The sequence below is a fragment of the Psychroserpens sp. AS72 genome, assembly GCF_038900375.1.
Lineage (GTDB): Bacteria > Bacteroidota > Bacteroidia > Flavobacteriales > Flavobacteriaceae > Psychroserpens.
On the sequence record NZ_JBBMRC010000002.1, the window covers coordinates 146440 to 167116 of the forward strand.

The 20677-nt window shown below is 31.9% G+C and carries 19 protein-coding genes; 8 read left to right on the forward strand and 11 right to left on the reverse strand.

The annotated features are described in order from the left end of the window. The first annotated feature begins 1 nt into the window (after position 1). From WNY78_RS04190 to uvrB, 4 genes are all read left to right on the forward strand, one after another. Complete coding sequence (locus WNY78_RS04190; RefSeq protein WP_342871934.1) at positions 2 to 1792, forward strand: tail fiber domain-containing protein; 1791 nt, start codon at positions 2 to 4, stop codon at positions 1790 to 1792. Positions 1793 to 1864: 72 nt separating this feature from the next. Further along, positions 1865 to 3604 carry a tail fiber domain-containing protein gene (locus WNY78_RS04195; protein ID WP_342871935.1) on the forward strand — a complete coding sequence of 580 codons (1740 nt, stop codon included), beginning with the start codon at positions 1865 to 1867 and terminating at the stop codon, positions 3602 to 3604. A 22-nt stretch (positions 3605 to 3626) separates the two neighbouring features. Continuing rightward, positions 3627 to 4979, forward strand: coding sequence for a serine hydrolase (locus tag WNY78_RS04200; RefSeq protein WP_342871936.1), 1353 nt, complete (start codon positions 3627 to 3629; stop codon positions 4977 to 4979). A gap of 49 nt (positions 4980 to 5028) precedes the next feature. Continuing rightward, positions 5029 to 7035: an excinuclease ABC subunit UvrB gene (gene uvrB, locus WNY78_RS04205; RefSeq protein WP_342871937.1), complete on the forward strand. Its 2007-nt coding sequence runs from the start codon at positions 5029 to 5031 to the stop codon at positions 7033 to 7035. A gap of 219 nt (positions 7036 to 7254) precedes the next feature. Here the strand turns inward: uvrB and WNY78_RS04210 are convergent, their stop codons facing one another. Next, entirely contained in the window at positions 7255 to 7656 is a 402-nt protein-coding gene (locus tag WNY78_RS04210; protein WP_342872326.1) for a TerB family tellurite resistance protein, read from the reverse strand. 434 nt (positions 7657 to 8090) lie between these two features. Here WNY78_RS04210 and WNY78_RS04215 point away from each other — a divergent pair, with 434 nt between their 5' ends. Together WNY78_RS04215 and WNY78_RS04220 are read left to right on the forward strand one after the other, a co-directional pair. Continuing rightward, positions 8091 to 8336: a DUF1456 family protein gene (locus WNY78_RS04215; RefSeq protein ID WP_342871938.1), complete on the forward strand. Its 246-nt coding sequence runs from the start codon at positions 8091 to 8093 to the stop codon at positions 8334 to 8336. Positions 8337 to 8439: 103 nt separating this feature from the next. Further along, on the forward strand, positions 8440 to 9039 hold the full coding sequence (locus WNY78_RS04220) for a hypothetical protein (RefSeq protein ID WP_342871939.1): 600 nt from the start codon (positions 8440 to 8442) through the stop codon (positions 9037 to 9039). Between the two features lie 14 nt (positions 9040 to 9053). Here the strand turns inward: WNY78_RS04220 and WNY78_RS04225 are convergent, their stop codons facing one another. The 3 genes from WNY78_RS04225 to WNY78_RS04235 all read right to left on the reverse strand — a co-directional run bounded on the left by WNY78_RS04225 (position 9054) and on the right by WNY78_RS04235 (position 11607). Continuing rightward, entirely contained in the window at positions 9054 to 9455 is a 402-nt protein-coding gene (locus tag WNY78_RS04225) for a hypothetical protein (protein WP_342871940.1), read from the reverse strand. Positions 9456 to 9563: 108 nt separating this feature from the next. Then, positions 9564 to 10754: an ADP-forming succinate--CoA ligase subunit beta gene (sucC, locus tag WNY78_RS04230; RefSeq protein ID WP_342871941.1), complete on the reverse strand. Its 1191-nt coding sequence runs from the start codon at positions 10752 to 10754 to the stop codon at positions 9564 to 9566. Positions 10755 to 10950: 196 nt separating this feature from the next. After that, a complete protein-coding gene (locus WNY78_RS04235; protein WP_342871942.1) occupies positions 10951 to 11607 on the reverse strand; it encodes a hypothetical protein in 657 nt (218 codons plus the stop codon). 123 nt (positions 11608 to 11730) lie between these two features. On the opposite strand from WNY78_RS04235, the gene lysA reads away from it, so the two are divergent. After that, positions 11731 to 12936 carry a diaminopimelate decarboxylase gene (gene lysA, locus WNY78_RS04240; protein WP_342871943.1) on the forward strand — a complete coding sequence of 402 codons (1206 nt, stop codon included), beginning with the start codon at positions 11731 to 11733 and terminating at the stop codon, positions 12934 to 12936. A gap of 31 nt (positions 12937 to 12967) precedes the next feature. Then, positions 12968 to 13453 (forward strand): hypothetical protein, encoded by a 486-nt coding sequence (locus tag WNY78_RS04245; RefSeq protein ID WP_342871944.1) that lies wholly within the window; start codon positions 12968 to 12970, stop codon positions 13451 to 13453. Positions 13454 to 13556: 103 nt separating this feature from the next. Here WNY78_RS04245 and WNY78_RS04250 read toward each other — a convergent pair whose 3' ends face one another. The 7 genes from WNY78_RS04250 to WNY78_RS04280 form a co-directional block, all read right to left on the reverse strand. Further along, on the reverse strand, positions 13557 to 15113 hold the full coding sequence (locus WNY78_RS04250; protein WP_342871945.1) for a carboxypeptidase-like regulatory domain-containing protein: 1557 nt from the start codon (positions 15111 to 15113) through the stop codon (positions 13557 to 13559). A 64-nt stretch (positions 15114 to 15177) separates the two neighbouring features. Beyond that, on the reverse strand, positions 15178 to 15753 hold the full coding sequence (locus tag WNY78_RS04255) for a hypothetical protein (RefSeq protein ID WP_342871946.1): 576 nt from the start codon (positions 15751 to 15753) through the stop codon (positions 15178 to 15180). Positions 15754 to 15764: 11 nt separating this feature from the next. Then, entirely contained in the window at positions 15765 to 16226 is a 462-nt protein-coding gene (locus WNY78_RS04260) for a type II secretion system protein GspG (protein ID WP_342871947.1), read from the reverse strand. A 17-nt stretch (positions 16227 to 16243) separates the two neighbouring features. Then, the gene (locus tag WNY78_RS04265) at positions 16244 to 17647 is read right to left on the reverse strand and encodes a M20/M25/M40 family metallo-hydrolase (protein ID WP_342871948.1); all 1404 of its coding nucleotides are present in this window, start codon (positions 17645 to 17647) and stop codon (positions 16244 to 16246) included. A 78-nt stretch (positions 17648 to 17725) separates the two neighbouring features. Continuing rightward, positions 17726 to 18604, reverse strand: coding sequence for a PPK2 family polyphosphate kinase (locus tag WNY78_RS04270; protein ID WP_342871949.1), 879 nt, complete (start codon positions 18602 to 18604; stop codon positions 17726 to 17728). 7 nt (positions 18605 to 18611) lie between these two features. Beyond that, entirely contained in the window at positions 18612 to 19775 is a 1164-nt protein-coding gene (locus tag WNY78_RS04275) for a sigma-54 dependent transcriptional regulator (RefSeq protein ID WP_342871950.1), read from the reverse strand. A 2-nt stretch (positions 19776 to 19777) separates the two neighbouring features. Then, entirely contained in the window at positions 19778 to 20662 is an 885-nt protein-coding gene (locus tag WNY78_RS04280) for a DUF6268 family outer membrane beta-barrel protein (RefSeq protein WP_342871951.1), read from the reverse strand. Positions 20663 to 20677 lie beyond the last annotated feature (15 nt).

Genomic DNA, 20677 nt, shown 5'->3' on the forward strand with positions numbered 1-20677 from the left:
TATGAAAGGACTAAAAATATTTATCACAATATTATTAATTTCTGCTTACGGTTATTCGCAAAACGGAATTAACTATAAAGCAGTAATAAAGGACACTAATGGAAATGTGGTTGCTAATCAAAATCTAGATTTTGTATTTAATATAGAGCATGAAAACGTTTCTATATATAGCGAATCACAACAAATAATGACAGACAACAACGGTATTGCAATCGCTACAATTGGAAATGGTTCTCCAAGTATTGGCACTTTTGATACTATAGATTGGAAACTGAGAAATTTAGAATTAAATGTACAAATTGACTTAGGAGATGGTTATGTTGACTTCGGAAATAGCCCGTTTAACGCAGTACCTTATGCAATAAATACTCTAAAACCTCAAGGACTTAAAGCCTTAAATCAAGGTAATGGTATTGGATGGCGAATTTCTAATGACTCAGAACCAGGAATTTACGGAAACATAGGAGGTCATGCCATAGATTTTTCAGCTCAAAGTTTAGTCACTAATAGAGGAGCAACTGGTCTATTTTCTTTTGCTTCAGGCGCAGCAACTATTGCTAGTGCAACATATTCTGTAGCATTTGGTGGAGCAACGAGTTCAACTGGTGAAGCATCTTTCACTTCAGGAAGTTATACAAGGGCTTCAGAAAGTAATTCAACAGCAATGGGTTACAATACTGAAGCATCTGGCAGTAACAGTTTTGCAATTGGAAATAATAGTGAGGCTTCTGGGTATAGTAGTACTGCTATGGGAAGTTCAACTCTTGCAGAGGCATATATTTCAACAGCTGTAGGTCGTTATAATGTAGGAGGAGGAAATGAAACTGAATGGTTAGGCTTTGACCCTCTGTTTGAAGTAGGAAATGGTACAAGCAATTCAGCAAGAAGAAATGCTTTAACAATAGCAAAAAATGGACAACATACCATAAATAGTGAAGGTATTGGGTTGCTAATTTCAGAAGCTGTAAATCCAATAGTTATCTCAGATTCGCAAGCTAATTCAATAGATATCTCAAATTCTGGTTTTATCGGAATTAGAATTGATACGCCTTTTTCTAATGGAATCTCAATTTTAAATGCTCAACAAAATGGCATATCTGCATCAGCAATTAATATTGGTGGTAACTTTTCAGGTGGTAATGTTGGTGTTTATGCGAGAGCATCTAATCACAATAATCCTGATATCATTCTAGGAGGAAGTAGTGGTAATGCAAACGATGACGGAATCATTTCTTCTAATCCTGAAATTTCTGGTAGTGATATCTATTTGAGAAGTAACGATGCTGTTGTAATTCAATTAGACTATGACGATACTAATAATAGTAGTTTTATTGTTAGAGATAGTGATGATGTCAATGTTTTTTCAATCAATGAATCTGGTAATGCAACGTTATCAGGATCATTAACTCAGAATTCTGACCGTCGACTTAAAAAAGATATTGATGATTTACAATATGGTTTAAATGAAATATTACAACTTAAACCTAAACAATACTATTGGAAAAAAGCAGAAAATCAAAATACAAAATCTTTAGGACTTATAGCTCAAGACGTTCAGCCTATTATTAAAGAAATTGTGACTGCTCAAGATAATGCTGAAAAAACTTTAGGAATAAGTTATAATGAATTAATTCCTGTACTCATCAATGCCATTAAAGAACAACAACAAATTATCAATTCTCAAAAGAAAGATATTTCAGAATTAAAAAATGAAGTATTGAAAACTTCAAAAAGTAATTACGAAGCTCTATTATCCAGAATAGAAGACTTAGAAGCTAACCAATCAAATTAAAATATTATGATCTTTTTAATTAAAAATCACAGCTTGTCCCGAAACTTTAAGAACCATTATACATCATTAAAAATGATAAATAAAACATTGCAAATTCTTATCATATTAATTTTAATTCCAATTATAGGATTCTCCCAAAACGGTATCAATTATAAAGCACTTATAAAAGACGATAACGGCAATGCTATTTCTAATCAAACAGTTGATATAAAGTTTAAACTCCAATCTGATAATGGCTCTACTCTAACAGAACTTTATCAAGAAAGCCATAGTATTACTACAAGTCAAAATGGAATTGCAATTTTAAATATTGGAAATGGCACATATATTTCTGGAGCATTTTCCAATATAGATTGGAATCAAACCATACTTTTAAATACAGAACTTGACATTGAACAAGATGGTACTTATATCAATCTAGGATCAGAACCCTTTAATTTTGTTCCAAGAGCTTATTATGCTGAAAAAGCTCAAACAGCCCAAACTGCTATTACTGCTCAAACTGCATCCAATGTTAGTGGTTTAGAAGCTGTTAATGAAGGTTGGCGTTTAATAGGCAGTAATACGGATGTTGGTTCTTATGCAGTTGACTTGAGCCAAAGTTTTAGTAATGAATTTGGAGCCACAGGATACGAATCATTTGCTGTTGGAAGGGATGCTCATGCTATCGGTTTTAAATCAGTAGCGATAGGCGATGCTTCAAAAGCCACAGGAAATGGATCTTTTGCAATTGGATCAATGGCAGAAGCTAATGTAAACTATTCCTATTCTATAGGAGTTGAAACCATTACAAATAGTTTATATTCTTTATCAATTGGTCGAGGTAACCTAGGACTCACTACTTCTGCATTTGAAATTGGTAATGGATTAGGTATTCCAGGAAACGTTGTTAGAAATAACATATTTACCATATTTAAAAATGGTAATGTAGAAACAAACGGTACTATAAAACTACTTGAAGATAGCACTTCTGATGTAGCAATACGTACTAAAGGAGCTGAAGCACTATGGTTTAATGGCTCGTATTTTAGTTGGGGTTTTGGTGGAACTTCAAATTACTTTGCTAAAGATATTGGTATTGGAATTACCAGTCCAAGTGCTAAATTACACATAAGCGGAAACAATGACACTGGACTTGGTAATAATAATGGGTTGTTAGTATTAGGAGATACAAATGGAAATAATATCTCTATAGATAACAACGAAATCATGGCCAAAAACAATGGCAATGCCGCAGATTTAAATTTACAAATAGAAGGTGGTAATGTAAAGATTGGTGGCACAGTATATATAGGTGATGAAACTATTGTAGATGGAGGCAATAATACTTTACGAATTAATGCAAGTTTAATTCCTGATGTCGATAACAGTTCAATTATTGGAAACCCAAGTCTGCGTTGGAAAACTATTTATGCAACTAATGGCACTATCAATACCTCAGATAGACGGGAAAAGAAAAACATTAAGAATCTAGACTATGGTTTAAAAGAAATCTTGAGAATGCAACCCGTAAGTTTTAACTGGAAAAACGATAACAATCCAGATATAAAGTTAGGACTAATCGCTCAAGACTTATTAGAACTCATTCCTGAAGTTGTAAAAACTCATACTTGGGAAAAAGATGAAGGATCAGATAAGTTAACCAAAAAGGAGCTTGACCGCTTAGGTGTGTATTATTCAGATTTAATTCCTGTACTTATTAATGCTATTAAAGAGCAAAACGTAGAAATTGATAACTTAAAAAAAGCTCTTGAGGCACAAAAATCATTAGAAGAGCGTATTGCAAATATTGAACAAAAAATTAGTAACTAATCCTGAAACCAAAAGAACTATCATGAGATTCATTTACAAAATCACTTCTAGTATTATAGCTTTATTATTTATCTCGACTTGTTATTGTCAAGTGAATTCTGTTCAAATTGACAGTATCATAAATAGCGCAATACAAATCGATGGACCTGGAGTTATTGTGTATCTAAAAAAAGGTGATAGTGTTTTCTATGAAAATGCATTTGGAAAATCTAATATAGAACTCAATGTTAATATGACTACTAAAAACGTAGTAAATATTGCAAGCGTCAGTAAAGAGTTTACCGCTATTAGCATTTTACAATTAATTGAAAAAGGCAAACTCTCGTTTGAAGACAAACTCAATAGCTTTATACCAAATTATTCAAAAAATGGAGACAACATAAAAATCAAACATTTATTATCCCATACCTCAGGATTAAAAAGTCATACAGATACTATTTGGGCAAATACTGATGCGAGAAAATATTTCAATTCTACGCTAGAAGTCATAAACTATTTTAAAAAAGACACCATCAAATTCCAACCTGGAGAAAGGCATGATTATAGCAATATCAACTTCAACATATTAGCCTACATTATCGAAAAAGTATCTGGTTTGACATATACAGAATATATTGAAAAAAACATTTTAGAACCGCTTGAAATGACCAACACAACCATCCCAAATGAAGGTGAACTTATCATGAATCAAGCTACAGGTTATGAATTTAAAGACGGTAAAATGGTACATGCCAGATACCATTCTGTCAATCAAACCAGAGGATCAAGTTCTATACATACTACAGTTGAAGATTTATCTAAATGGTATGATGGTCTCATGCAATCAAAAGTGATTTCTAGAGAAACGTTACAAAAAGCATGGTCACCTTACCAATTAAATAATGGTGATCTTTCTCAGTATGGTTATGGATTCTACAACGATCAAAAATTTAATAAAACGGCCATTTTCCACAATGGATTTATCTTTGGCTATTCTACATCAGACCTATATTTTCCGGAGGATGAACTTCTCATCTTAGTGGTTTCTAATATCAGCGATATTACAGTTATTAATACTAATGCCTTAATTTTTAATATCGCAGCGTCTGTCTATAATGATAATAGTCCGAAAATATCAGTAGACCTATTGGATACCTATGTTGGATTTTATAAAATGAATGACGGATTTAGAGCAAAGATCTATAGAGAGGGTTTACAATTATTCATTTCTGTGGATGGACAACCTGCCAATAAATTATTCCCAGAGTCTCAATCATTATTTGTTGTAAAAGATTTTCCAGCAAAAGCAGAATTTATTCCGGCATCTGGTAACCAAATGAATATAATTCTTTCTATGGGACCAGATCGTTTTCAAGGTGTTAAAGAAAAAAAGTAAATTAGAAATCTGAATTGATTTGCCTAAATCTTATTCGTAACTTTGCTACATGCGTTTCAAAGTACAATCTGAATTTAAACCTACAGGAGATCAACCACAAGCTATCAAACAATTAGTTAATGGAATAAACTCCAATGAAAAATACCAAACCTTACTTGGTGTTACAGGTTCTGGTAAAACATTTACAGTTGCTAATGTGATTGAAGACGTGCAACGACCAACTTTGGTTTTAGCACATAACAAAACATTAGCAGCACAGTTGTATTCTGAATTTAAACAGTTTTTCCCAGAGAATGCTGTGGAGTATTTTGTATCCTATTATGATTATTACCAACCAGAAGCCTACATCCCAACGTCTGGTGTTTATATAGAAAAAGATTTATCTATCAACGAAGAAATTGAGAAGATGCGTTTGAGTACAACCTCTTCCCTACTTTCTGGTCGTCGTGATGTGATTGTCGTTGCTTCTGTGTCTTGTTTGTATGGTATTGGAAATCCTGTGGAATTTCAAAAAAATGTGATTTCGTTGGAAATTAATCAAGAAATTTCAAGAACCGATTTACTACATAGTCTCGTTCAGAGCTTATATTCTAGAACAGAAGCAGATTTCAAGCATGGAAATTTCCGAATAAAAGGAGATACCGTTGATATCTTTCCTAGTTATGCAGATGATGCGTTTAGAATTCACTTTTTTGGTGATGAAATTGAAGATATTGAGCAGTTTAATATTCAAACTAATGAAGTGATTGAACATTATGAGCGACTCACGATTTATCCTGCAAATATGTTTGTTACGTCTCCAGATGTGTTGCAAGGTGCTATTCGTAATATCCAAGATGACTTAGTAAAACAGTATGATTATTTCAAGGAAATCGGGAAACATTTAGAAGCTAAACGTTTGAAAGAACGTACTGAATTTGACCTAGAAATGATTAGAGAATTAGGCTACTGCTCTGGGATTGAGAACTACTCTCGTTATCTCGACGGACGATTACCAGGAACAAGACCTTTTTGTTTATTAGACTATTTTCCTGATGATTTTTTAATGATTGTTGATGAAAGTCACGTGACTATTTCTCAAGTTCATGCCATGTATGGAGGTGACAGAAGTAGAAAAGAAAATCTTGTAGAATACGGATTTAGGTTGCCTGCTGCTATGGACAATAGACCTTTAAAATTTGAAGAGTTTGAAGCCATACAAAATCAAGTCATCTATGTGAGTGCAACTCCTGCAGATTATGAATTACAAAAAACAGATGGGATTTTCGTAGAGCAAGTTATTAGACCTACAGGATTATTAGATCCTATTATTGAGGTGCGTCCAAGTTTAAATCAAATTGATGATTTAATTGAAGAAATTCATCAACGTATCGAGAAAGACGAACGTACTTTGGTAACAACTTTAACCAAACGTATGGCTGAAGAGTTGACTAAATATCTAGATCGTATTCAAATACGATGTCGTTACATCCATAGTGATGTTGATACTTTAGAGCGTGTTGAAATTATGCAAGATTTAAGAAGAGGTGTATTTGATGTTCTTGTTGGTGTCAACTTACTTCGTGAAGGTTTAGATTTACCAGAAGTATCTCTCGTTGCAATTTTGGATGCAGATAAGGAAGGTTTTTTACGTTCTGCTCGCTCATTGACTCAAACAGTAGGTAGAGCTGCGCGACATTTAAATGGTAAAGCCATTATGTATGCAGACAAAATCACCAAGAGTATGCAAAAAACGATTGATGAAACAGATTATAGACGAGTAAAACAAATTGCTTACAATACTAAACATAACATCACTCCTACCGCTTTAAATAAGAGCTTGGATAGTGCCTTGACTAAAAACTCTGTGAGTACATATAGTTATGAACTTGAAGCTGCTAGAGCTGCAGAACCTGAAAGTGAATATCTTACAAAAGGTGAATTAGAAAATAAAATACGTGAAAAACGTAAATTGATGGAACAAGCTGCAAAAGCTTTAGACTTTATTATTGCTGCTAAGTTAAGAGATGAGTTAAAAGGATATCAGAATAAATTAGAAAAGCTGAATGTGTCTTAGGTTTTCTAGTCAAGGCGTTAATCTTACTTTATTTAGAATCTCGAAAAGACTTAGAGGTGCAAAGAGTTTTGATAAATAAAAAAATGCTTTATAGTTTTAATTATAAAGCATTTTGTAATTTATAAATATTGAATAGAATTAATTCACAATTTTTTAACCATAATACAGGTCACAATTGAGTAAGCCTTGCGACTTAGCGTCTTTGTGAGAACACATGTATCAATTGTATTGAACTTTAAAAATATCAATCAAGAAATCTGGTGGAACCATTTTATTAGGAAAACTTTCCATGAGATCTAAAACACGATTTATAGATTCGTGACTTAAACCCATTCGTAGCCCAAAATTGTGAAGTTTCACTAATTCTTTACTAGAAATATGTTTATCGAGATTCATTAATAAAACTAACCTATGAAATTGTACAATACGCTCACTGTGCGATTTTAAATGTACGTAAGTTACAGGATGTTCAAATAAATAATCGAAGTCGTCTTTTGATATTTCTAATTGCTTAGCAATACTAAACAAGAATTTATATTCAATGGATTTTATATTTTCGTCTGCTTGGGCAAATGCTATCATTTCTGAAAGTAAGCTAAGCTTTTCTACACGATTTATCATATGCGAGGGATTCATGATTTTTACTTTTTATAAATTTAACAAGTAACTTTAAGTTATAATCGTTGATACCAAGTAGCTTATCGAATAATTTCGTGTCGTTCGTCGCACTTTTCCTACGTTTATACTAGATAAAAATACAAAGTATTGATTTTCAGCAATTTAAAAACACGTTGCCGTTCGTCGATTTTTAAACTTTCAGAAATCATTATCGATGAACTACATGTTACAAAATCATTAAATTTTAATTACTTTCGTATGAAGTCAAAAATGATATAAAAACTAGCCTTTTTATTTTTGATTTATAGACTATAAACTTTTTAATGACTTTTTAATTACAGTGTCACTTAGACAAGCTCAGTGACCGAACTATAATAAACTCATTAGATATTTAAATTGAGCTAAAGACGGAAAGCCAATAGCTAAAAACAACAAAAATGACAAACAACGACATATTTAAAAAACTAAGAGTAGCACACAAACTACGTGATAATGATATTATAAAAATATTAGAACTCGTTGACTTTAGAATGACAAAAAGCGAACTCAATGCGATGTTTAGACGAGAAGATCATCCTAATTATATGGAGTGTGGTGATCAAGTTTTAAGAAATTTTCTAAATGCATTAATCATTCATTTACGTGGACCAATGCCAAAAAAAGGAGAAAAAAAGAAGGCTTAAATTATAATCTCAAAGCAGATTGTAGGTTATATTGATAATGAATCTAAGAAAAGTTCACATATTATTTTTCATACTACCTTTGTGGTGCAGTGCTCAATCTAAATTGACCTCAATTCATCCAATGGATTGTGATTCGACACTAATTACCTTAGACACAAAACATATTGAATTACTTGATAGCCTTATAGAAAAAGCTCAAAACTCTCATGGCAAAGCCAAAATTGAATTTGAACATCAGTTCTTTTGTGCGATACCAAACTCAAATGATGGTATGCTTGACCTTTTATATGTAGACGAAGTAAATAGTAGAGAGACAGATAAATTACCACCAATTGATAATGGTATCCATCGGTTTATTTCTTTTTATAGCAAACTAGAATCTATCGAACTTAATCAATATTATAATAAGTACATTAATATGTGTGTTGATGGTTTTTATGGAGCAGATTATAATAAAAACGGATTTCAAATCTACGAACGACTAGAAACAGATACCAAAACAATTTGTGCTATTTTATTACAACGAAATGAAACAGACATTAAAAGTGTCTTCCGTTTTATATTTGATAGTTCACATCCAGAAAATGAATTAAATCAAGAAATTTATGACAATATCTATCCTTTAATTTATGCAGAAAATGAACAACTAGGTTATTTATTTAAAACCTGTTTAGAAGATTTAATTAAACAGAAACGCCATTAACTACTACATCTTCATCATAGCTTCACATACTTTTCTTGGCATGCTTCTATACAAAAATAAGAGACAATTAAATGGTTCCCTTCAATTTCAAATAAAAGCTCAAATGGAGAGACATCACAATCCTGAACTGTAATTGTCATTTCCGTTTCTGAAAAAGTTCCTGTTGAGGGTTGGCCAATTTCCGAAGATATACCACATAAATCTGCATTTGAGTTTATAGTTCCTTCAGATAGAAATGTTATCGTCTTTTCACTATCTACATTTGTAAAGTCTCCACTTCCATCACCTGGATCCATATACACTTGCGAGAGTTTCCAAGTTCCTATTAATTCGGCATCTGTGATTTTTGCTTTGTCATCATCTGAGCAAGCAAATAATGAAAATACCATTACAATATATACTCCTAAATTTTTCATGATGTGATACTTTTATTATTAGATGCAAAAAATTAGAAAAGGTTGCGTAAAAAAAAGACCTATTATGTCAAAAACACAATAGGTCTGTATATTATAATTAAAGAAGTTTTATGCTAATACTTGCTGAACTTTATCTGCAGCTTCTTGAAATTCTGTAGCACTCATTACTGCTAATCCAGATTCATCAATTAATTTCTTAGCGATATCTGCATTGGTTCCTTGTAAACGTACAATAATTGGTACATTAATATTACCCATGTTTTTGTATGCATCAATCACACCTTGAGCAACACGATCACAACGAACGATACCACCAAAAATGTTAATCAAAATTGCTTTTACAGCTGGATCTCTTAAAATCAGTTCAAATGCAATTTCTACTCTTGCAGCATCTGCAGTACCACCAACATCTAAAAAGTTAGCTGGCTCTCCTCCTGCTTGCTTAATTAAATCCATCGTTGCCATTGCTAAACCTGCACCATTAACCATACAACCAACGTTTCCGTCAAGGTCAACATAATTTAATCCATGCTCTCCAGCTTCAACTTCTATAGGATTTTCTTCACGTAAATCACGTAAAGCAGCTAAATCTTTATGTCTAAATAATGAGTTATCATCTAAAGATACTTTGGCATCTACAGCCATAATTTTGTCATCACTTGTTTTTAACACTGGGTTAATTTCAAATAATGAAGAATCAGATTTGTCATAAGCTGTATATAAAGCAGTCACAAATTTTGTCATGTCTTTAAATGCTGCTCCAGATAATCCTAAGTTAAAAGCAATTTTACGTGCTTGAAACGGTAAGATTCCTGTTGCAGGATCAATTTCTTCATGGAAAATTAAATGCGGAGTTTCCTCAGCTACAGTTTCAATATCCATTCCACCTTCTGTAGAATACATAATCATATTACGACCAGTACCTCTATTTAAAAGTACAGACATATAGTATTCTTCTGGTTCAGAAGCTCCAGGATAGTACACATCTTCTGCGACTAAAACTTGGTGAACACGTTTACCTTCAGCAGATGTTTGAGGTGTTACTAAGTCCATCCCAATAATCTGTCCTGCGATTGTTTTTACTTCATCAAGGCTTTTAGCTAGCTTTACTCCACCACCTTTTCCACGTCCACCTGCATGAACCTGTGCTTTAATCACGTGCCAACCTGTACCAGTATCTTCGGTTAATTTTTTAGCTGCAGCTACTGCTTCATCAGCATTTTGTGCAACAATACCACGTTGAATACGTACGCCAAAACTGCTTAATAATTCTTTTCCTTGATATTCGTGTAAATTCATAATAAATTATCTATTTATATTTTCCTTGTAAAAGGAAATCTTTAAAATTTATAGTTTGTCTTCGCTTTAATCTCGATAGCTATCGGGACCGAAGTCATTAAAATAGTTGTAATAGCCACAAAAATAAACATACTAAAGGTTTTTACCAATAGTTTTTATCATGAACTCATTTAAACTGTTCATTTTAGTTTAAACATCAATCTTTTAAACGCTTAATTACAGAAAATGCTCTATCTACCAACTCATCTTCAACCACAATTGTAAATTCATTGGTTGTAGAAACGACTTCATATAAGGTAATATTTTCCCAAGCCAAACGCTTAAATATTTGATAATATAATCCAGCAATTTTAGAATTGCCATCTGGCAGATAAATACTAATCGCACTTAATTTATCCTGAAAACCAATTTGAGTCTCATTCTTGAACGCCTTTAAAACACTATCCTTTTCTGACGTTGAGATAATAATATTACTTTCAAACATACCACGAGTAAAGGCGTAGAATATTTGATGATTAGCACTAATTTTTTCTAAAACTCGAGAATGACTATGGATTAATGTCTTTGAATTCTGAAATGTAAAATCACTGAGATTTGAACGTACCGTAATATCCCCTAAATTTTTAAATACCTTTTTTAAGCGAACTGAATTTTCAAGATTTAAAGGCTGATGATAACGTCGTAAAGCCATCATAATCGCTCCATCTTTCACTGGTTTACGTAGCATTTCTGAAATTGGCTTGTTCAGGTCTTTTGCTAAAGCAGAAAAATTAATAATCTGTCTAGACAAGCCTTCTTCTAAAAAAGGACTTGATACAATAATGTCTTGTACACAGGAAGCAATTGTCTTCATAAACTATAATTGTTAACTATTTAACATTTTGTGTAAAATTAGCAATATTTTTTCATTTTTTATGTTTTAACTGACGTTTACATATACATTTGATGCTTAAATAAATTTTAAGAATAAAATCAAATGGAACACAATACCTTATTACAAATTGCTGCAGACTATGGAAGTCCGGTTTATGTTTATGATGCTGAGAGAATCCAATTTCAGTATAAACGATTAACATCTGCATTTAGTAAGGTCAAAAAATTAAAATTAAACTATGCTGTTAAAGCATTGTCAAATATTACGGTTTTAAAATTGTTTAATCAATTAGGTTCAGGATTAGATACGGTTTCTATACAAGAAGTTCAATTGGGATTAAAAGCTGGTTTTAAACCAGAACAAATCATTTTTACACCTAATGGAGTGTCTTTAGCGGAAATTGAAAAAGCTGCAAAACTAGGCGTTCAAATTAATATTGATAATCTTTCAGTTTTAGAACAATTTGGAACGAAGCATCCAAAAGTTCCTGTTTGTATCAGAATAAATCCACATGTTATGGCTGGTGGAAATACTAATATTTCCGTTGGACATATTGATAGTAAGTTTGGGATTTCTATTCATCAAATTCCGCATTTACTCAGAATCGTTGAAAACACAAAAATGAATATTAACGGCATACACATGCACACTGGAAGTGATATTCTTGATATTGATGTGTTTTTATACGCAAGTGAAATATTATTTGATACGGCTAAAAACTTTAAAAACTTAGAGTTTATTGATTTTGGATCTGGATTTAAAGTCCCTTATAAAGAAGGTGATATTGAAACCAATATTGAGGAGTTAGGAGAGAAATTATCAAAACGTTTTAATGAATTCTGCAAAGCCTACGGAAAACCCTTAACCTTAGCTTTTGAACCTGGAAAATTCTTGGTAAGTGAAGCTGGTTATTTCTTAACTAAGGTAAATGTTGTAAAACAAACGACGTCTACTGTTTTTGCTCAAGTAGATTCTGGATTTAACCATTTAATTAGACCAATGCTTTACGGATCACAACATGAGATTATTAATATTTCTAATCCAACTGGTCGAGAACGCTTTTACTCTGTTGTTGGTTATATCTGTGAAACCGATACGTTTGCTAATAACAGGCGAATTTCAGAAATAAAAGAAGATGATATTTTAGCGTTTAAAAATGCAGGAGCCTATTGTTACTCTATGGCTTCTAATTACAATTCGCGTTATCGTCCTGCAGAAGTACTGTGGTATAATAAAAAAGCACACCTTATTAGAAAGCGTGAAACTTTTGATGATATTTTGAATAATCAGGTAGAGATTAATATATAGAAAAGTCCTACATTAGAGATTATTCTTTGATATGAAAAAAATTTTAATTGTTCTAGCAGCATTAGTTTTAACATCCTGCGGAAATGATGATGACTCACCATCTTGTAATGTTGTTGACTCTGTGGCAAATATCACAATCGATGGTAACGAGATTCAATTTGTCAAATATGGATATGGACTGCATTTATTACCTAGTGGACGACATGAGCTAGATTTTTTTTATAATTCTGTGGACGATTCTGCAGGTTATCACAGCTATTTAAAAATTACGATTCTTTTTAAAGACACTGGAGAAAATGTTATCACACAATTGATTTATAATTCAGATGCTGTTATCATTTTTTCTGAAGGTGATTTTAGCAGTCAGGTGATTTCTAATAATCCATATTGTTTTGAAGCTAATTTTTCAGGATCTATTCAAACAGATGAAGGATTACTAACGATTTCTGAAGGTTACGCCTCTTTTGTCTATGATGAACCTTTGGAGGATTATTCTATTGGAAGATTGAACAATTAGAACTGTTTTTAAAACAATTCGTTTTAGTTGAAAATATTTTATATAAATTTAAGAATCACATCATTAGTGTTAAATCTAGATGAGTTTAATGATCAAGTATCTCCTAATTCTTAGTACTCTTTAGTGGAGAGTTAATCCAGTATTTATCTAAATCTAGAGCGTTACTATTTATCTTGGATTTTCTGAGCGACATAATTTTATTAACAAATATTAAATTATCTGGCAACTCCCTATTTTCAAAAACCTCTTGTACAAAATATTCTCTAAATTGATCTGCATCAATAAAAGATAGCTCATTTAATTGTCGTCCAGCTAAATCTGAAATCTTCCTTAACTTATACTCAATACCTTTCATTGATTTAAAATCTTCAATTTCGTCTTTAGACAACTCTTCACTCAATGTAATCTTGAGTTTTCTATTTGATATTAAATCTACACTCGCAATTTTTAATCGCTCGTTATTATATTCAAATTTGAAACGATTTTTTTTAGTAATTGTTTTTTTATCAATGTCGTTACTTAGAGTTACAAAAAAAGCATTATCGTTGGCATCAAACTCTACTGTATTAACTTTAAAACCATTATCACTTTTAGCTTTAAAAGAGTTATAGAATGACACATAATTAAGATACATTTTACCATGCCTCGGCACATACTCTACCGTTGAAGAATAAAAAGGCTTCTCGTTTTTTAATTCATAGCCATTATATTCAATTTTATGAATTGCAAATGTATCATAAGCTATATATATAACGCCTGTTGCTGAGTTTTTAGCACCTGCTGCAGCTTCCGTAGCGTAAAATTTTATTTCATAAATAGGCTTACCGTCCAAATAGGTTTTATTAGTCAATCTAAATACGTGATTATATAGAAAATCTTCTTTAAAAACATTTACAAATGAAAATGATTTTTTCTCATAATTCCTAATAGGATTATGCATATTTAAAATACTCAATTCATTACCACCAAAACCAGTGATTGTAGCTTGCTCTATGAACTTCAAGTTTTTATTATCATAGGAATTAGACAATACAGTATCTTGAGGGAATTCAGTATTTTTATTAAAACTATATAGTGCAGCTTTATTGTCTTTATAGAAAATTTTATTAGTTTGAAAACCAGCATCAAACTCTTCCATAATGCCTTCATTAAGATTAAAATATCTGTTATTTAACACTTGATATTCTCGATAATAACCAATATAAGAGTGCGGATTTGTTGGGTAATTTAAAGGAATATTTTGAATTGCATTTCTCACAATATCTCTAACCGGAACATAATCTTCTTTTGCTCTTTTAGGATCTTTCTCTGCAATAATTGTTACTACTGCAAGTGATTCTATCTGAGGATTTAATTTAATAATATTTAGAGAATTCCCTGATAATGTATTGACATCAATTTCTAAGGTTTTATATCCAATACACGAGATGATAATAATTGTATTATCCACTTTATAAGTTATTGGCAATCTAAAACTACCATCATCATCAGAGATAACTCCTACATTTTGATCCTTCACAGCAACAGAAGCAAACATCACAGGTTCACTCGTTTTACTGTCTATTATTTTACACAATAACTCTTGCGCATTTTGAGATATGCATAGTATAGGGAACAGAATAAAAGCAATTAAAACTATTTTCTCTTTTACAAATTTCATAGTAGGAATAATTTTACAAGAAAAATAAGACTTTTATATTACAATCTAAACTTCTAATTAAAGTTTATTGCTTAACAGTTCCTCTAAAATGATTTACTTTTGGATTAATAGGATTTCCAGAAGATCTTCTAAAAGACGCTAACTGTCCACAATGCCAAATCGCATCTGCAATTGGACCATTTACCTGATTCCAAAACGGAATTTCATTCTCACCAAAAATAATTTTATACTGTGAAATATCATCACTAGCTCTTAAAATATCTGCAGCTGTTTTTAGATTTATCAAGGCTTGTTTACGTTTTTCTGCATATAGCATTTTAGATGTATCAACTTTATCATTTGGTTTCTTCAAAGTAGAGTTTACTATGATATAAGACAAATCTAAAATATGATCTATAGTCTCTGCAGTAGAACGCACATCATCATTTGGCTTGTGCGCTAAATCGGTTTCTGTTAAGCCTTCACTAGACCAATAAAATCTAAAACCTAGAGCATCAACCATACGTGCTGCAACTGTTCCTGCTGTAAATTCTTTAGAATATTCTGGGATTTCATAATACGGAATTTCCGCTTCGGAAACGTCTTGCGCAAAGCTCATCGTTGACATCAATAGTATTATAATTAAGTAAATATGTTTCATGTTATTTGTATTTATTGCTTTAATGTAATGTCATCGTCTGTATTTGGAGTGTTATCTTTTCCGAGGGAAAATAAATTATACGTTAAACCATCATCTGATAATTTATAGTAGAATTCATTTTTCCAGTCATCTTTTGTAATGCCTTTTAATAACGGATTATTTCTAATAATAGTTTTTAATTCAATGGGATATGCTCCTATTTCTTTCTTCTCTTTTTCTAATAGCATTACTATTTTTGAAAGTCGTTTTTTTGTGTTGTTATTTTTAATATTAGGAAAAACAAAAACCATAAAAATGATAGCAGAAAATAACATTACCATCAAATAAAGAACACCTAACTTTTGTGAAGGATACCACATTGTTTTCTTCGGAATGTTATGGGCTTTCTCGAATTTTCGTCGTTTCCGCTTTTTAAACCAGAACTTAATATCAAGACACCATTCTAGCAATTCAGCTAATAATTCAGCAAACAAATGATTTAGGTTTAGTGTTAATCTCTTAATTCTAAATCGTTAGAAATAGTATCAGTTCCATAGGTATCCATTAAATAAATTAGAGCTGTCATTGAGGCTGCACCTAACTCTAATTCTCGTTTATTAACATGTTCAAACGTATCATTTGCTGCGTGATGATGATCAAAATAACGTTGAGAATCTGGACGTAAACCAGCTAAAACAATATTATCATCTTTTAAGGGTCCAATATCTGCACCACTGTAACCCGCTTCAAAAAAGTGAATCAAATAGGGTTTAAACAATGGCCTCCAACTTTGAATTTTTGCTAACATCGCTTCACCACATTGAAAACTAAAACCACGAGGAGTAAATCCGCCAGAATCACTTTCTAAAGCAAATACATGCTTTTCATTTTTTGATTTTGCGACCTCAGCATATTTTTTTCCACCACGCAAACCGTTTTCTTCATTCATAAATAAAACAGCTCTAATAGTACGTTTAGGACGAATCCCACTTTCTTTTAATAAACGTAGCACATCCATAGACTGTACTACTCCTGCTCCATCATCATGAGAACCATCACCTAAATCCCAAGAATCTAAATGACCACCAACTACGATAATTTCATTTGGAAATTCACTTCCTGTAATTTCACCAATGACGTTATAAGATTGTACATCTGCGAGTTGTTTACAGTTTTGACGGAAAAAGAAATTAAGGTTTTTATTTAGTGCGATCATTCCGCTTAATAATTCGGCATCATTAGTACTAATTGCAGCAGACGGAATACGTTGACTGTTTGGCAAATCGCCATAACCCATGCTTCCTGTGTGCGGATAATCATCCAATCTCAAATTCAAAGACCTAACAATGGTCCCAACAGCACCATATTTTGCAGCTTCAGCAGCTCCAGCATAACGCTCTACAGAACAACCACCATAAGCCTCAAAGGTGTTTATCAAATCGGCTTGCATTGGTCTGTTTATGAATACTATTTTTCCTTCTACTTTTTCTCGACCTAAAGTTTTTATATCCTCATAAGTTGCAACCTCTATAATTTTAGCTTTTATACCTCCATTTGGTGTTGCAATAGAACCTCCAAGCGCACAAATATTAACATTTGTAGTGACTCCTGGAGACGTTTCAAAATAAGCAAACTCTGGAGCACCTCTAACCCAACGTGGCACCATTACAGGTTGCAACCACACTTTATCAAGGCCTAATTTCTCTAACTCTTCTTTGGTGTATTTTACTGCTTTTTCTGCATTTAATGAGCCTGATAGTCGTCCACCAATTTGATTAGACAAATGATCTAACCATTGGTAACTCATACCATTTGTTAAAGAATTGGAATAGATTTTTTTAAGATTTTCCGCATCTGTTTGTGCAGAAATTTGAACCGTTGTAAATAGAAATACAGCAATAAGAATGTGCTTCATGAGACGTTTTTTTTCAATGAAGCCTAAAGATAGTATTTTATATAAGTAACAATTAAAAAGAAAACTTAAAAAAACAGATTACTCATTTTCTAATTCTTTGATATACTCATCGAGATTAGCTTTTACCTTATCATCTAATTCTGGCTCTACAATATCTTTATATTGTGCAAGAGTATCATGCAAAATTTTAGCAACAATAAGTCGTGCTGTAGGCTTATCATCTGCAGGAATTGTATACCAAGGCGCATGATTTTTAGAGGTTCTATTTATGGCATCATTATAACACGTTTGATAATTATCCCACAGTTTTCTTTCACCCATATCAGCAGGTGAGAATTTCCAATTTTTTTCAGGTTTGTGTAAACGTCTTAACAATCTATTTTTTTGTTCTTCTTTTGAGAGATGCAAATAGAATTTAAAAATGATAGTTCCGTTATCTGCAATGTGTTTTTCAAAGTTATTAATTTGATTAAAACGTTTATCCCAAAAGGCATCATTTACATCATCTACAGAGTTAACATCAGGTAAGTTTTCTCCCAAAATATATTCTGGATGCACACGAGTTACCAGCACATTTTCGTAATGTGTTCTATTAAAAACACCAAATTTTCCACGAGCAGGAAGCGCTATATAATGACGCCATAAATAATCGTGTTTGCGTTCTAATTCCGTAGGCACTTTAAAACTATGCACCACAACACCTCTGGCATTAAGATCTTTAAATACTTCACGAATCATACTATCTTTCCCAGCAGTATCCATACCTTGAATACAAATAAGAACTGCATATTTACCATGAGCATACATCCTGTTTTGAATTTTAGCTAAATCCTCACAAACGTTTTCTAGTTCGTTTTCGATGTCTTTTTTATCAGCATTTAAATCAAAAGTTGTAGCAATTTTTTCTAACTGAACTTTATCTGTAACCTTAAATTTATTGATGTTAATTGTATTCATAATCTTATTATTTAGATGCAAACATTTTCACATCATTTTCACTAACTTCTTTCTCTCCTAAAATAATTAAACGTTCAATAACATTTCGTAATTCTCTAATATTACCAGTCCAATCATACTCTTGGAGTAATTTTATAGCTTTAGATGAAAACTCTTTTTTTGCTGTTCCTTGTTCTTCGGAAATTTTAGTTGAAAAATGATTAATCAACAACGGAATATCATCACGTCTATCATTTAAAGCAGGAACTTTTATCAGAATAACTGCAAGCCTGTGGTATAAATCTTCTCTAAAACGGCCTTCAGCTATTTCCTTTTTTAAGTTTTTATTTGTTGCAGCTACAACACGAACATCTACTTTTATGTCTTTATCGTTACCAACTCGTTGAATACGACTTTCTTGTAAAGCTCTTAAAACTTTAGCTTGAGCAGATAAACTCATATCTCCAATTTCATCCAGAAAAATCGTACCTCCATTTGCAGCTTCAAATTTACCTGCTCTATCTTTTACAGCACTCGTAAATGCACCTTTAACGTGACCAAATAATTCACTTTCTATTAATTCAGATGGTATTGCAGCACAATTAACCTCAATTAAAGGTCCTTTTGAACGATCGCTTTTTTGATGCAACCAATGTGCAACGAGTTCTTTACCTGTTCCATTTGGTCCTGTAATTAAAACTCTAGCATCTGTTGCTGCTACCTTTTCTATCATGTCTTTAATATGAGAAATAGCATCACTCTCGCCAATCATCTCATATTTTTTACTCACTTTCTTTTTGAGCATTTTATTCTCAACCACTAAAACTTTAGTATCAAGTGCAATTCTAACTGTATTGAGTAATCTATTTAAATCTGGTGGTTTTGAGATATAATCAAAAGCACCTAAACGCATAGTATTTACAGCAGTATCTAAATCACCGTGTCCAGATATCATAACCATTGGTATTTCTGGTTTTATCTTTTTTACTGCTTCTAGCACTTCAACACCATCCATTTTTGGCATTTTAATATCACAAAGTACCAAATCAAAATCTTCCTTTTTTATTTTTTCAATACCTACAAGTCCATCCTCTGCTTCATCTACTTCATAGGCATCATTTTCTTCAGAAAGTATTTTAACCAATACTCTTCTAATTGCTGCTTCGTCTTCAATTACTAAAATCTTCGCCATTTTTATATTTTAAATTTTAAACCTGTTCTTAAATAAAATGCATTTACATCGTCTAATTTAAAAACTTCATCTCTATTTTCATCACGTAATACATTATTTAATCTAAATGTATAGCCTGTATACATGTATGCTACTAAATGTTTAGTGAAACAATATTCATACCCAAGTCCTGCAACAGCAACAGATAAAGAAATATTATCTACTTGTTTTCCGTTAATTTCTTGAGGTCGTTGTAGATGTGCAAAATAACCATCTAAACTTACAAAGGTTTGTAGCATGCTCTTTTCAGTAAAAAAATACTTTAAATTAGATTTTGGAACACCAGCACTAAAAGACCATTTTTCATTAACTCGCCTATAATAACTCACAAACGGTAATGGAAAAGGTAAACCTGTAGTTGCGTTATAAGTTAATCCTAAAATTAATCGATATGGACGTTTTGCTGTTGAATCCTTAGTTCTATCATTGATAGCAAAAGCACCTCCATTTATAAAAAAATCTTCAGAAGTGATTTTTGATGTGAGCGTAGAAGCAATTCTAGGATTAAATTTAAATCCTAATCGCCATTTTTCACTAGTTTTAAAGGTGTAACCAATATTTAAATCGATGATATTTATGGTTTCAAAAAGTGAGGTATCAAACGCATATTCATCTTCTAAATTCAATAGAATGCGGTTATACTCAGCGCCAATAATAAGGTAACAATCTTCATTAGTCTCAATAGGATAGTTTACTAATGCTCTTAATCTTGTGTATTGATCTTGAGAGTTGCTCTTTGGAATAAAAGAATATTCTAATCGTGCTAAATCTGTTAGTTGTGCATTTGCGAATTGAGACATAAAGCACAAAAACACAATACAAAAACACTTACCAGATTTATTAATCATATTTTTTTATTACTT

Coding starts and splice junctions, on each gene's coding strand:
- WNY78_RS04190 (WP_342871934.1), top strand. CDS start 2: ATGAAAGGACTAAAAATATTTATCACAATATTATTAATTTCTGCTTAC.
- WNY78_RS04195 (WP_342871935.1), top strand. CDS start 1,865: ATGATAAATAAAACATTGCAAATTCTTATCATATTAATTTTAATTCCA.
- WNY78_RS04200 (WP_342871936.1), top strand. CDS start 3,627: ATGAGATTCATTTACAAAATCACTTCTAGTATTATAGCTTTATTATTT.
- uvrB (WP_342871937.1), top strand. CDS start 5,029: ATGCGTTTCAAAGTACAATCTGAATTTAAACCTACAGGAGATCAACCA.
- WNY78_RS04210 (WP_342872326.1), bottom strand. CDS start 7,656: ATGATAAATCGTGTAGAAAAGCTTAGCTTACTTTCAGAAATGATAGCA.
- WNY78_RS04215 (WP_342871938.1), top strand. CDS start 8,091: ATGACAAACAACGACATATTTAAAAAACTAAGAGTAGCACACAAACTA.
- WNY78_RS04225 (WP_342871940.1), bottom strand. CDS start 9,455: ATGAAAAATTTAGGAGTATATATTGTAATGGTATTTTCATTATTTGCT.
- sucC (WP_342871941.1), bottom strand. CDS start 10,754: ATGAATTTACACGAATATCAAGGAAAAGAATTATTAAGCAGTTTTGGC.
- WNY78_RS04235 (WP_342871942.1), bottom strand. CDS start 11,607: ATGAAGACAATTGCTTCCTGTGTACAAGACATTATTGTATCAAGTCCT.
- lysA (WP_342871943.1), top strand. CDS start 11,731: ATGGAACACAATACCTTATTACAAATTGCTGCAGACTATGGAAGTCCG.
- WNY78_RS04245 (WP_342871944.1), top strand. CDS start 12,968: ATGAAAAAAATTTTAATTGTTCTAGCAGCATTAGTTTTAACATCCTGC.
- WNY78_RS04250 (WP_342871945.1), bottom strand. CDS start 15,113: ATGAAATTTGTAAAAGAGAAAATAGTTTTAATTGCTTTTATTCTGTTC.
- WNY78_RS04255 (WP_342871946.1), bottom strand. CDS start 15,753: ATGAAACATATTTACTTAATTATAATACTATTGATGTCAACGATGAGC.
- WNY78_RS04265 (WP_342871948.1), bottom strand. CDS start 17,647: ATGAAGCACATTCTTATTGCTGTATTTCTATTTACAACGGTTCAAATT.
- WNY78_RS04270 (WP_342871949.1), bottom strand. CDS start 18,604: ATGAATACAATTAACATCAATAAATTTAAGGTTACAGATAAAGTTCAG.
- WNY78_RS04275 (WP_342871950.1), bottom strand. CDS start 19,775: ATGGCGAAGATTTTAGTAATTGAAGACGAAGCAGCAATTAGAAGAGTA.
- WNY78_RS04280 (WP_342871951.1), bottom strand. CDS start 20,662: ATGATTAATAAATCTGGTAAGTGTTTTTGTATTGTGTTTTTGTGCTTT.